The 12,458-nt window shown below is 53.1% G+C and carries 10 protein-coding genes and 2 pseudogenes; 11 read left to right on the forward strand and 1 reads right to left on the reverse strand.

Features of this window, described 5'->3' with window-relative positions; genetic code table 11:
* From KGB28_RS31940 to KGB28_RS29120, 11 genes and pseudogenes are all read left to right on the forward strand, one after another.
* On the forward strand, nucleotides 1-156 hold a 156-nt coding region (locus tag KGB28_RS31940; RefSeq protein ID WP_411740612.1), incomplete at its 5' end, for an SRPBCC family protein.
* A gap of 106 nt (nucleotides 157-262) precedes the next feature.
* Nucleotides 263-1,249 carry a thiamine pyrophosphate-dependent dehydrogenase E1 component subunit alpha gene (locus KGB28_RS29075; protein ID WP_223448955.1) on the forward strand — a complete coding sequence of 329 codons (987 nt, stop codon included), beginning with the start codon at nucleotides 263-265 and terminating at the stop codon, nucleotides 1,247-1,249.
* Nucleotides 1,246-2,241 (forward strand): alpha-ketoacid dehydrogenase subunit beta, encoded by a 996-nt coding sequence (locus tag KGB28_RS29080; RefSeq protein ID WP_223448956.1) that lies wholly within the window; start codon nucleotides 1,246-1,248, stop codon nucleotides 2,239-2,241. Before KGB28_RS29075 ends, KGB28_RS29080 begins: the two co-directional genes overlap by 4 nt.
* A gap of 52 nt (nucleotides 2,242-2,293) precedes the next feature.
* Nucleotides 2,294-2,524: a biotin/lipoyl-containing protein gene (locus KGB28_RS29085; protein ID WP_223448957.1), complete on the forward strand. Its 231-nt coding sequence runs from the start codon at nucleotides 2,294-2,296 to the stop codon at nucleotides 2,522-2,524.
* A gap of 26 nt (nucleotides 2,525-2,550) precedes the next feature.
* On the forward strand, nucleotides 2,551-3,330 hold the full coding sequence (locus tag KGB28_RS29090) for a 2-oxo acid dehydrogenase subunit E2 (protein ID WP_223448958.1): 780 nt from the start codon (nucleotides 2,551-2,553) through the stop codon (nucleotides 3,328-3,330).
* A 261-nt stretch (nucleotides 3,331-3,591) separates the two neighbouring features.
* Nucleotides 3,592-5,136, forward strand: a complete 1,545-nt coding sequence (locus tag KGB28_RS29095) for a class I adenylate-forming enzyme family protein (RefSeq protein WP_223448959.1) — start codon at nucleotides 3,592-3,594, stop codon at nucleotides 5,134-5,136.
* A 335-nt stretch (nucleotides 5,137-5,471) separates the two neighbouring features.
* Nucleotides 5,472-7,145: a DUF1302 domain-containing protein gene (locus KGB28_RS29100; RefSeq protein ID WP_223448960.1), complete on the forward strand. Its 1,674-nt coding sequence runs from the start codon at nucleotides 5,472-5,474 to the stop codon at nucleotides 7,143-7,145.
* A gap of 363 nt (nucleotides 7,146-7,508) precedes the next feature.
* On the forward strand, nucleotides 7,509-8,483 hold the full coding sequence (locus KGB28_RS29105; RefSeq protein WP_223448964.1) for a WD40/YVTN/BNR-like repeat-containing protein: 975 nt from the start codon (nucleotides 7,509-7,511) through the stop codon (nucleotides 8,481-8,483).
* Nucleotides 8,484-8,492: 9 nt separating this feature from the next.
* A complete protein-coding gene (locus KGB28_RS29110) occupies nucleotides 8,493-11,000 on the forward strand; it encodes an efflux RND transporter permease subunit (RefSeq protein WP_411740613.1) in 2,508 nt (835 codons plus the stop codon).
* A 68-nt stretch (nucleotides 11,001-11,068) separates the two neighbouring features.
* Nucleotides 11,069-11,256: pseudogene (locus KGB28_RS29115) on the forward strand (IS5/IS1182 family transposase); the annotation flags it as partial.
* Nucleotides 11,257-11,287: 31 nt separating this feature from the next.
* Nucleotides 11,288-12,040 carry a pteridine reductase gene (locus tag KGB28_RS29120; protein WP_223448962.1) on the forward strand — a complete coding sequence of 251 codons (753 nt, stop codon included), beginning with the start codon at nucleotides 11,288-11,290 and terminating at the stop codon, nucleotides 12,038-12,040.
* A gap of 28 nt (nucleotides 12,041-12,068) precedes the next feature.
* Here KGB28_RS29120 and KGB28_RS29125 read toward each other — a convergent pair.
* Nucleotides 12,069-12,318, reverse strand: a pseudogene (locus tag KGB28_RS29125) (IS5/IS1182 family transposase); the annotation flags it as partial.
* Nucleotides 12,319-12,458: the final 140 nt, after the last annotated feature.

A 12,458-nucleotide genomic window follows, 5' to 3' on the forward strand; every position in this document is an offset into this window, starting at 1 on the left:
CAGGATTTCCAGAACATGGGGAATGTCCAGGAGGGGATGAAATCTTCCGGCTTCAAAGGGTCGCGCACCAACCCTGTTCAGGAAGTGGCCGTCTCCAATTTTCATCGCGTCCTGCTGGAGTACCTTGCGGCTTCAGCGACGGCAAGTCCGCTTTAACCGGCGCGAGCGATCCACCGCTATGGCATACCTGCTTTCAAAGGTGTCATCCCTCAAGGGATAGCCAGTCTGCAGGAATCACGAATAATGTGAAGGAGTTAATTTCATGACATTGGCGAAACAACCTGATCCCCAGACGCTACTCGACATATACCGGCGCATGACGCTTGTGATGCAGAACGACGAGCGTTTTCGCGCTGTGATCAAGAGTGGAAAGATGGTGATGCCTTATTACTCGCCGCGTGGGCAAGAGGCTATTCCTGCAGCAGTCTCAGTTAACCTGACCGACGAAGATTACATCTGTACGATCTACCGTGGCGTGCATGACATGCTTTGTAAAGGCGTGCCTATGAAGGAACTGTGGGCGGAGTTAGCCGGTAAGGTCACCGGTACTTGCAAAGGTAAGGGCGGCCCAATGCACGTCACTCACCCAGCCACCGGTGTGATGATCACCACCGGTATCGTCGGCAGTAGCATGCCTATCGCCAACGGCCTGGCTTTGGCTACTCAGATCCGTGGCGGGAATCAGGTAACCATCGCCTATTTTGGCGATGGAGCCAGCAACATCGGAGCGTTCCATGAAGCCTTGAACATGGCTTCCGTATGGAAACTCCCAGTGGTGTTCGTTTGCCAAAACAACCGATACGCCGAGCACACAGCGTTCGCCAAAGGTACTGCTGTCGCCAACGTTGCTGATCGTGCCGTGGCTTACAGCATGCCCGGTGTAACCGTTAACGGTAATGATCCACTTGCGGTGTATCAGGCCTCCAAAGAAGCCATCGATCGTGCGCGCGCGGGTGAGGGCCCAACGCTTATTGAGGCGATGACGTTTCGTTTTCATGGACACGTCTTTGGCGATCCAGACGATTACATGGGCTCGACCGAAAAGGAGGAAGCCATGCGCGATGATCCGGTTCCGGCCTTTCGGAACTGGCTTATCGAAAATGGTCACGCCACTGATACCGATTTGGTAGCAATGGAGTCTGAGATTGAGCAGGGCATCAATGAAGCTGTCGAGTTCGCATTGTCCAGCCCATACCCCGATGTGGCGGAACTACGCCGCGATGTATTTGGCGACGAGGTGATCGTATGAGCCAGCAAAAAGCCGAAAGCATGCATATTCTTCAAGCTGTGAATTTGGCCCTGGACGACGCGCTGGGCATGGATCCTAATGTGATCCTGCTGGGCGAAGACGTGGGTGATAACGAAGGCGGCAACGTTTGCGGAGTAACACGCGGGCTATCCTCCAAATATGGAGACAGTCGCGTTCGTTCCACACCAATCGCGGAGCAAGCGATAGTAGGTGCCGCAATCGGTGCTTCGTTAGTGGGAATGCGCCCAGTGGCGGAAGTCATGCTCATGAACTTTACCGCCGTGGCGATGGATATGATTGTTAACCATGCCGCCAAGCTACGTTTCATGTCCGGGGGACAAACCCATGTACCGATCACCATCCGTACTATGACGGGAGCCGGTTTCGGCACGGGAGGTCAGCATGCTGATTATCTTGAGGCGTGGTTTGCTCATACGGCCGGTATCAAGGTCGTTGCACCTTCTTCACCGGCTGACGCGTACGGATTATTACTGTCTTGCATTTTTGACGATGACCCCTGCATTTTCATCGAGAATCTGCCGACCTACTGGACACCCGGTAAAGCACCTGAGCGGGGTGTGCGTATTCCCCTCGGCAAGGCAAACGTTGTGAGGCAAGGCGAGCATGTCTCGGTCATTTGCTACGGCCGTCAAGTTGCGGATGCAATCGCCGTGGCTGAAAAGTTGGCGAAGGAAGATGTCTCTGTAGAGATCGTTGACCTTCGGACCATCTCACCTCTGGATACTGAAACTGTGCTGGCATCGGTGGCCAAGACCGGGCGGGCAGTAGTGGTGCATGAGGCAGTCAAGAACTTTGGTGTTGGGGCAGAAGTTTCGTCGCGTATTCATGAAGCATTGTTCAATCAACTCAAGGCGCCGGTACAGCGAGTGGGGGCTCCCAATTCGCCTGTTCCATTCTCCAAACCCCTGGAGATGGCATACCTGGTTGGGCAGTCGCAAATTGAGAGCGCCATTCGTGATGCGCTGCGCTGAGGCGCAGTTGTCAGGTGGGCAATTTTCGAAATTTATAAGGGATGTCGCAATAATGAGTACTCAAGTTTTACTTCCGAAAATCGGTTTTTCCATGAACGAAGGCACTCTGTCCGAATGGTTGGTCCAGGATGGTGCCAGCGTTGAGGAAGGCCAACCGCTGTATGCATTAGAAAGCGACAAATCGGTCCAGGAAGTTGAGGCCCCGGCGTCAGGTGTCTTGAAAATTATTGCCCAGCCCGGCGAAACCTACGAGGTCGGCGCCGTACTCGCCGAAATCGTTTAGTTTGGTCATCACGGAGCGCCGTATCGATGAGTAGCTTAGCTGATACCAAAAAAGGAAGTGGTGGGGAGGCGCTGGAAGTGGCGCCATGGCCGCAGATAGATTTTTCAAGCTTCGGCGATGTCGAGAGCGTTCCGCTGACGCGTATCCAGAAGTTGGGAGGTTCTTTCCTTTCCCGAAATTGGGTCATGGTGCCGCACGTTACGCATCATGACGATGCTGACGTTACGGCGATGGAAATCACTCGAAAGTACATGAACCAAGCTCATCCCAATGTAAAGGTCACACCATTGGTCTTCTTGATCAAAGCGGTAGTGGCAGCGTTGAAGGCGTTTCCCAAATTCAACGCGTCGCTTGACGGCGATGGCACTCACCTTGTCCTGAAAAAGTACTTTCATGTGGGTATCGCAGTGGATACACCCAATGGGCTTCTGGTGGCTGTGCTGCGCGATTGTGATACCAAGACCTGGCAACAACTGGCAGAAGAGGTCGTAGCCGTTTCTACCAAGGCTCGGGAAAAGGGATTGAGCATGAGTGAGATGTCCGGAGGCTGTTTCACCATCAGCTCGCTGGGCGCCATTGGCGGTACGGGTTTTACTCCAATAGTCAACGCGCCGGAGGTTGCAATCCTGGGTGTCACCAAGACGCAGTTGAAACCAAGTCCCCAAGGAGAGGGAATCGAGTGGCGCCAAGTGCTGCCCTTGTCATTGAGTTATGACCATCGGGTAATCAATGGAGCCGATGCCGCTCGTTTCACTGCTTTTCTGGGTAGCGTCCTGGCATCGCCGGAACAATTGCTGGAACTATAGGGAGACTGTTGTGGGGTGGTCGGAGTAGCACCACCACCCAATCGCAACTGTCTGCAATTAATCCGGAGGTCGTTCTAGGCTCTTCGATAATTGGTGAGTCTTTTTACTGCGCCAACACCTGATTCAATGAGTTGATCATCCAGGTCTGCCGCTTATTCGCAAGAATCTGGCGTGCCGTCGGGTGCCTGATCGGAGTGTTTTCAGTTGGCAGGTTTAGGGCTGAAGTTTTTAAAGCACGATTTATACAAAGGTGAAGTAAACATGGCCACGATCGGTGATTTGATCGAGCGCAATGCCCGCTACCACGGCGACGTGGAGGCATATGTATTTGAAGGGCAGCGGCAGACGTACAGTCAATATGCCGAACGCGTACGCAGGCTTGGAAGCAGCCTTTATGACTTGGGCATGAGGCGGCAGGATCGGGTGGCCGTGCTATCCACCAACAGTATCGAGTATTTCGAAGTATATGGTGCAGCAGAGTGGGCTGGATACATCGTCACATTGGTGAACTTCCGGCTCTCACCCTCGGAGATTGTCCAAATACTCAAGGATGCCGATCCCAAGGTCCTGATATTTGAAGAGCAATATGCTGCCATGGTTGGCTTGGTCCGGGAACAGCTACAGGGAATTGTGCATTTCGTCTGTGTCGGCGGTGAAAGTGGATGGGCGCTACCCTACGCATCGCTCATTCAAGAGGGCGCAGAAAGCGGGCCGCCCATACGTTCCCGCCCGGAGGACTTTTGCCATCTCTTCTACACAAGTGGTACGACGGGACGTCCTAAAGGTGTTCCACACAATCATCTCACAGCGTGGAATGCCGCTGAGCGCACCACATTGAACCTGGGCGTAAATGGAAGCTCCAGGATGCTTCAAGTCACGCCGGCTTTCCATGTAGGCGGGAAGGGTTCCCCTTTGGCCTCAATGCTGAATGGATCCACCTTGGTTCTGCAGCGGGCTTTTAATCCGGTGGCAATGCTTGAAGAGATTCAGAACGAAAGAGTCACGCATACGTTCATGGTCGCTGCGATGCTGCAAGCGGTGCTCGATGTTCCTGGACGAGATCTGTATGACACCTCAAGCCTTGTCTCGATCATGACTGGGGCCGCCCCGATTCCTGTGCCTGTACTCAAGCGCGGAATCGAAGCGTTTGGCAAGATTTTCTCGGTGCAGTACGGAATGACTGAGATCTTCGGTCCGGTTTCAGTGCTTCCAAGCCATGAAGTCAACCCCAATGGCACCGCAGAGCAAATCCAGAGGCTTGCGTCGGTCGGGCACGTTGCGCCGGAGCTGGAGTTTCGAATCGTAGATGAGGATGGCGCTGAAAGTCCTGCTGGAACGGCGGGAGAAATATGCGTGAAGTCGCCTTATCAATTGAGCGGTTACTGGAACAATACGCTGGCTACGCTGGACGCCATTTCCGATGGTTGGTATCACACCGGGGACATGGGCTACTTGGGTGAGGGGGGGTATCTGTTTCTGGTCGATCGAAAGAAAGACATGATCATTTCGGGTGGCGAGAACATCTACAGTCGGGAGGTCGAGAATGCGATGTTCCAACACCCCGTCGTTCTGGATGTCGCGGTGATTGGTGCGCCTGATCCGTTATGGGGCGAGTCAGTCAAGGCTATCGTTGTGCTGAAGCCGGGTGAAATCGTCAGTCCGGCAGACTTGATCACGTACTGCAAGACGATGATTGCCAGTTACAAATGCCCGAAAAGCGTTGAACTTGTCTCTGAGCTTCCGCATCTTGCGAGCGGTAAGGTAGATAAGGTGAGCCTGCGACAACGTTACTGTGCACAGGGTTAGGAGGAGTGGATCAGTTGAGGTTTTCTGTTGGAGGACCTGTCAGCGCACTGTAGGAAGGTCCCTGCTGCATCGGGTGGTCCAGGTGATGCGGCGTGAGCTATCAAGCCAAAATCTTTATCAGAAAGGGACTTAGGTCTTTTGAATTTCTCTGTCTCGTTTTTTTTGACGAAAAATTTTGCGTTCATAAATGCAAACGACGTTCATAAATATCTTGACAGGCGCTTCGATTAAAAGTTAATTACGTTAACGTCGTTCATAAATATGCACCCCTTCAGGGCATGACCGGCGGCCGCCAACCACAAGTACAATAATTAGTAACGGCAATGGAGATTGGCATGTCTACGAACAAGAACCACGGTTTGAGTGGCAAGGTATTCACGTTTCCAGCAGTCCTGGCTATGACAGCCGGAAGTCTCGCCATGCCTGTGTACGCATTCAACCTTGATACAGGCAATCCGGATCTTGAAATTCGGCTTGATACCACGCCCAAATACACTGCTGGGTGGCGGATGGAAGGGCGCGACAGCCGAATTGCAGGTAGCCCAAACTCGGACGAAGGTGACTACAAGTTCGATAAAGGCGACATGGTAATGAACCGTCTGGATATTCTCAGCGAGTTCGATTTTGTCTACAAAGGCCAGTACGGTGGGCGGGTCAGCGCAGCCGGTTGGTACGACCACGCCTACAGCGATACTGACGTAGAGCAGAGCCCGAGCCTGGCAGCTCAGGGGTGGCAGAGCAGCTATTTTGGCGATAAATATTCTGGTTCCACAAGGCGCTATTCAGAAGGCCCTTCTGGTGAGTTTCTCGATGCTTTTCTTTTTGCCAACCTTACCCTCGGTGACACCCCGCTGAACGTGAAAGTAGGGCAGCACACGATTTACTGGGGATCCGCGACCTTTGACTTCTTCGGCCAAGGCATCAACTACGGTCAAGCTCCTCAAGATCTGCGAAAGGCGGCATCGATTCCCGGGATTACCGCCAAAGAAATTTTTATTCCGGTCAATCAGATCTCTTTCCAGTCACAGGTGGCACCGACACTGTCTTTAGCGGCTCAGTATTTTCTGGACTGGAAGCCGACGCGTTTTTCCGAGGGGGGTACCTTTTTTTCCGGTACCGACTTCTTGTTTGATGGCCCGGATCAATTCCCTCTCGCCCCTGGGTTTTCGGTTCCCCGCGAAGATGCGTTGGAGCCCGATGACAAGCATGGCAGTTATGGTCTGAGTGCATCCTGGACGCCCGCATTCATGGAGGGCGGTGCGCTGTCAGCGTATTACCGTCAATTCGACGATCCAACACCATGGCTGGCACCGCAGATCCTGATAAACGGGGGGGCGCCGTCTGAATACCGACTGGTTTATCCGGAGGACATTAAACTTTTTGGTGTTGGCGCCAATTACAACATCCTGGGGGCAAGTGTTGGTCTGGATGTTTCATATCGTAAAAATGCTCCTCTTGTTGCGGCAGGGGTAAGCCTGGCAGACAACGAAGGACCGCGTGGCGATACCCTCCATGCGCTCCTCAACTCTGTCAAGGTGCTCGAGCAGACGCCTTTTTACGATACAGGTACGTTGATTGCCGAGCTTTCGTACTCTCATCTCATGAGTGTCACAGAGCACAAAGAACTCTTCCGCGGTGAGGGATACGGTGGCTGCCCAACGGGCAGCAAGGATGACGGCTGTGCGACCCAAAATTTCTGGGGCGTGGGATTCCAATTTACTCCACAGTGGCTGCAAGCATTCCCGGGGGTCGATTTATCGCTGCCCATCACTACTAGTTACGGTATTAGCGGCAACGGTGCAACGAGCTTGAGCGGTAGTGAAGGTTCGTATACATACTCGGTGGGGCTGCTTGCAGATTTTTACCAGAAATATAAGGTGCAACTGACCTATGCCGACTCACATTCGGATATTAATGATGTCGTCGATGGTGTGGCGGTAAGTGGGAACGGGGCGTACACCACAAATGACCGCGGCTGGCTTTCATTGTCGCTGCAAACGAGCTTCTGATTGAGGGCCGAGCAGAGTACCTCAATCCTCATACGGTTGCTTTTAAACGCGGCAATCTTGGATGAGCAGTGAGTTAACACGACGTTCGCAGAAGCGGTTTGCTGTATAGAAAAATTCTTCTGACCACCGCCCCTTCAAGATGCCGCCTGCTTATCGCAGGCGGAAAAATAACAAGAACTGGCACCGAGCTTTGGATGGCTCGTAGTCGGGAACGAAGTCTTTGGAGACTCAACGATGCGCGTACTCCGGCAATCGGTTTTCGCCTTGGTGACAGCGCTGTTGCCATTGTGTGTAACGGCCGCCTCATTTCAAGATCCACTTGACGTTCCTGCGATCATGACACCGCGGGCAGCGTCGACACTCATGCTATCGGTAGATAGCGCGGGTAGTCGGTTAGTCGCGGTGGGGGAGCTCGGGCGAATACTTACGTCAGACGATGAAGGATTGAGCTGGAGCCAGGTGAAATCGCCCGTCAGCGTTGATCTTCTTCATGTCACATTTCCAACGGCTCAGAATGGCTGGGCGGTCGGGCATAGTGGCGTGATACTGCATTCTGCGGACGGTGGACTCAGTTGGGAGAAACAGCTCGATGGCCGCCAGGCAGAGACGTTGATCCGCACCTTTTATCAGCAGCGGTTAGCGGCAGGGGACACCTCTGTGGAATCAAATCTACGGGATGTTGATCTCAACTTCGCCAATGGTCCGGAACAAGCATTTCTAGGCGTTTGGTTTCGAAATGATCTCGAAGGATTCGCTGTTGGGAGTTTTGGAATTGTGCTGGCAACCCAAGATGGCGGTAGGTCCTGGGTACCTTGGATGGACCGTGTCCAAAACCCCCAAGCGCTGCATTTTAATGCGATTGAAGGCGTAGGTGGCCAAGTCTTTATCGCCGGTGAGCAGGGAACAGTATGGAAGCTTGATCGTGAAGCACAACGCTTTGTGGCGACCCAGACTCCCTACAGCGGAAGTTTTTTCGGGATGGTGGGGAACGAGCACATCATCATTGCCTACGGATTACGGGGAAACGCCTACCGCAGCATGGACGGCGGCACCTCCTGGCAGGCTCTGCGTTTGCCGACTGAATCTAGCATTAATGGCGCTACTGTGCTGGCTGACGGCCGTTTAGTGATGGTTACGCAAGGCGGCGAGCTGGTTTCAGGCCCCATACAGGGCTCGGCTTACACATTGACGATGGCGGCGAAACCAACTGTTTTGGCCTGCGTTTTATCGGCTGGTCCTGATGTCGTCGTCATAGGGGGAGGGCGAGGTTTGCAACGCGAAACTCTGCCGCAATTGGGGCAGGTTCGCTCCGCCTCCATCTCCACAACTAAGAGGTAGATCATGGCGATGCATCTTTCGGAGCAAACCGATTTGCCGGTGATAGCCGATCGGAGCAAATTCGACGCTGCGTCTGGCAGTTGGCTCGAACGCGTTATTTTTAATCATCGAATGTCCATTTTTATCGTGATTGCAATCATTTCGATTGCATTGGGTTGGCAGGCAACCAAATTACCGATCAACGCCAGTTTCGAGCGAATGATCCCCCAGTCTCACCCATGGGTACAAAATTATCTGTCCAACCAGTCCGCGCTGAGTGGCCAAGGCAATATCTTGCGCATTGTTATCGAGAATCGTGACGGAGATGTGTTCAATCCGGCCTATCTCGATGTCTCGCGAAAAATAAACGACGAAATCTATCTCACTCCTGGTATAGATCGTTCTTGGATGCGGTCCATTTGGATGCCCATTGTCCGGTGGACACAAGTTACGGAGGAGGGGTTTAAAGGCGGACCGGTCATGCCGGATCGATTTGATGGCTCGGCGCAAAAGATTCAAGAGCTGCGCACGAACGCTACCAGGGCTGGCGTCGTTGGAAGCCTCATCTCCAATGACTTGAAGTCAATCATGATTCAGGCGCCGTTACTGGATAAGGTCCCAGGCAGTGATCAGCCGCTGGATTACCGTGCGCTGAATGCTGCACTGACCCATACCATTCAAACCTACCAAAGCCCACAGATACAAATTCATGTGATTGGATTCGCCAAATTGGTAGGCGACCTGATTACCGGGCTGAGTGAGGTGATGGCTTATTTTGCAGTTTCTGTCGTGATCGCGACATTGTTTGTCTTCTTCTATACCCGTTGCTGGCGCAGCACGTTACTACTTGTATTTGCGGCAACGTTAGGCGTGGTGTGGATGTTGGGGTTAATGCAGCTTCTTGGCTTTGTATTGGATCCCTATTCGATCCTGGGGCCGTTCCTGATATTTGCTATTGGACTGTCCCACGGCGCTCAGAAAATGAACGGCGTGATGCAGGATGTGGGACGTGGAACGGATAAATACGTTGCCGCTCGTTATACATTTCGCCGATTGTTCTTTACCGGACTGACTGCGTTGTTGGTCAATATTGTCGGTTTCGCAGTTCTGATGATTATCGATATTCCGGTCATTCGGGACCTGGCGCTGACCACAAGTGTGGGTGTGTCAGTGCTGGTTTTCACCAAGCTTGTACTGATCCCAGTGCTGCTTTCTTACACCGGTGTAAGCCTGAAAGCCGCGCGGCGTTCGCTTCGAGACGCATCCGATGAAAACGCTGGTCGAGGTGTGTTCGGATTGCTTTGGAATTGCTTGGTTTTGTTTACTACCCGCCGATACGCCGTCGGGGCTATCTTGGTAGCGTTACTCTTGGGTGGAGCTGCATTCGTGCTCCGGGAAGGCATTCAGATAGGTGACCTTGATGCAGGCGCACCAGAGTTACGGGCCGATGCTCAATATAATAAGGATGTCGCGTTCATTAATGATAATTTTGGACTGTCCAACGATCAATTCACAGTGATCGTGAAGGTGCCACACGGTCAGTGTGAGTCATTTGAAACTCTGACGGAAGTTCTTCGTCTGAGTGAGTCACTGCGTGATGTCCCTGGCGTACAAACTGTACGCAGCGCAGCAGACGCAATGAAGCAGACAATGTCAGGCTATTTTGAAGGCAGCCCGCGATGGATGTCTTTGGTCCGCACCCCGAGTCTGTTGGTTTCGTCGCGCAATCAAGTACTCGTGGATCAATCGGACCTCACTAACAATGAATGTGCAGTCCTGCCTGTTATTGCTTACCTGGCTGATCACAAGGCAGCCACGCTCACCCGTGTCGCAGCGGCGGTCGAGGCTTTTGCGCGTGAACATAACACTGACGAACGGAAATTCTTGTTGGCGGCCGGCTCTTCAGGTATCGAAGCGGCCACTAATATTGCGGTTCAGCAGTCTTTCTGGCGTATGCATTTAGTATTGTACGGCGCAGTGATTTTGCTTTGTTTTGCGACCTTCAGGTCTTGGCGAGCAACGTTAGTCGCGTTGATCCCTCTCGTCCTGACATCAATTTTGTGTGAGGCGCTCATGGTCCTCCTGGGGATCGGGGTGAAGGTGGCTACGTTACCAGTCATCGCGCTCGGTGTAGGCGTTGGCGTGGACTACGCACTTTATCTTCTAAGTGTGCAGTTGGCTCTGCAACGTCGTGGCGTGCCTCTGGCGCAGGCTTATAAAGGTGCGTTGGACTTTACTGGAAAAGTAGTGGCTTTGGTCGGGCTAACAATGGCCGCTGGAGTAGTTACTTGGGCGTGGTCACCGATCAAGTTTCAGGCGGATATGGGTATTTTGCTGACGTTCATGTTCCTGTGGAATATGGTCGGCGCATTGATTTTGATTCCGGCGTTATCGTTCTTCTTGTTACGTGATAAGGACTTTCGTCTATCACCGTCGTTGTCGGATGGCGCCTCTGATCAGGAACTCAATCCTGATCAGTGTGAAAGTGTAATCACGCTGCCGGATAAGAAATACGCGAATGCAGTCGTCAGCGGTTAGGGGGTGTGAAAAATGGTTCCAGAATTTGTGCTACAGCCGCCGGATTGAAACACGGCGGTTGGACTCTGTTGAAACAAATGTCCTTCTCTGATGCCCAGTACGCCGGCAAACCTAGACAGACTCCTAACGATCGCTTCCTGATCGAGAGGGATCAGGTCGTGCCTTGGAGGGGTTGATTACCTTGATCGAGTGGCATCTTCCGAAAGGGGAGACGCGCTGTGAACTGCTCGCGATCATCGCTTGGCTCGTCATCCACGGCTTTCCAACAGCTGAACAGGAAATTAGCAATGTCCAATACGTCCTTGAAGGGCAAAGCGATAATGGTCACTGGCGGTGCGAGGCGGGTGGGCGCTGCGATTGTCAGGACCCTGCATGAGGCTGGCGCGTCGATCATCTTGCATTATCGCCAAAGTGGCGAACAGGCCGCCGAGCTGGCTGATCGGCTCAATTGGGAGCGCTCGGGGTCTGTCTCGCTGCTGCAAGCCGACCTGCTGGACACAGCGGGTCTGGCGCGATTAGTCGAATCCGCCGCTGAAAGTTTTGGCCGTCTTGACGGGTTGATCAACAACGCCTCCAGTTTCTATCCAACCCCTTTTGGAAAAATCGACGAAGACAACTGGTCGGACCTTATCGGCAGCAACTTCAAGGCCCCTTTGTTCTTATCGCAGGCGGCCTGGCCACACTTGAAGGAATCCGCTGGGTCAATCGTCAATATCATCGATATCAATGCGGAGCGACCAATAGCCGGCTTTTCGACCTATTGCGCAGCCAAGGCTGGACTGCTGGGCCTGACCAAGGCGTTAGCCATAGAAATGGGGCCACACGTTCGGGTCAATGGCGTTTCACCTGGTGCTATCGAGTGGCCTGCCGATGGGTTGTTCGATGAGGCAACGTGCCAGAGGGTTATTGATTCCACATTGCTTAAACGCACAGGCGAACCCCAGGATATTGCACGCACCGTGTTGTTTTTGATGGCGGATGCCCCTTACATCAGCGGCCAGATCCTCGCGGTAGATGGAGGTCGGTCGGCGCACCTTTGATTCACCTATTGATGAGGCAGCGGTATGTGTCCACGCCGGTATAACCGGCGCCGGTCACGTAAGATTCCTCGCCATGACGCAACCGAACGATCTGCGCGGCGTCCACCACGTTGGCCGCCGCGCCACCAGACTATGCGCTAAACCGGATTCAACATTGACGCCGATGTGCGCATACGTCCGGAGGAAATACTTATTTCCTTTATGGTTTGTTGTATTTCCGGATCGAGCTTGCCGTCCTTGTTCTTGGTCGAGCTCGACGTGCAAATGAACGTCGCATCACCATGATCGCGGGTAACCGTCCGGGCAACACACCTTCCTGACACCGTCGCTTGAGGCGATGGTGTCCACCTAAATTTAAGTGGACACCATTTTTAGCCTTTTTAAGCGGACGCCTATGCCACAAGAACGCCGTTCCTAT

The organism is Pseudomonas sp. BF-R-19 (assembly GCF_019956445.1).
GTDB classification, from domain to species: Bacteria; Pseudomonadota; Gammaproteobacteria; order Pseudomonadales; family Pseudomonadaceae; genus Aquipseudomonas; species Aquipseudomonas fluorescens_BH.

What these genes read in the sequence shown, in the direction of transcription:
- KGB28_RS29075 (WP_223448955.1), top strand. Translation starts at nt 263, where the DNA reads ATGACATTGGCGAAACAACCTGATCCCCAGACGCTACTCGACATATAC.
- KGB28_RS29080 (WP_223448956.1), top strand. Translation starts at nt 1,246, where the DNA reads ATGAGCCAGCAAAAAGCCGAAAGCATGCATATTCTTCAAGCTGTGAAT.
- KGB28_RS29085 (WP_223448957.1), top strand. Translation starts at nt 2,294, where the DNA reads ATGAGTACTCAAGTTTTACTTCCGAAAATCGGTTTTTCCATGAACGAA.
- KGB28_RS29090 (WP_223448958.1), top strand. Translation starts at nt 2,551, where the DNA reads ATGAGTAGCTTAGCTGATACCAAAAAAGGAAGTGGTGGGGAGGCGCTG.
- KGB28_RS29095 (WP_223448959.1), top strand. Translation starts at nt 3,592, where the DNA reads ATGGCCACGATCGGTGATTTGATCGAGCGCAATGCCCGCTACCACGGC.
- KGB28_RS29100 (WP_223448960.1), top strand. Translation starts at nt 5,472, where the DNA reads ATGTCTACGAACAAGAACCACGGTTTGAGTGGCAAGGTATTCACGTTT.
- KGB28_RS29105 (WP_223448964.1), top strand. Translation starts at nt 7,509, where the DNA reads ATGCTATCGGTAGATAGCGCGGGTAGTCGGTTAGTCGCGGTGGGGGAG.
- KGB28_RS29110 (WP_411740613.1), top strand. Translation starts at nt 8,493, where the DNA reads ATGCATCTTTCGGAGCAAACCGATTTGCCGGTGATAGCCGATCGGAGC.
- KGB28_RS29120 (WP_223448962.1), top strand. Translation starts at nt 11,288, where the DNA reads ATGTCCAATACGTCCTTGAAGGGCAAAGCGATAATGGTCACTGGCGGT.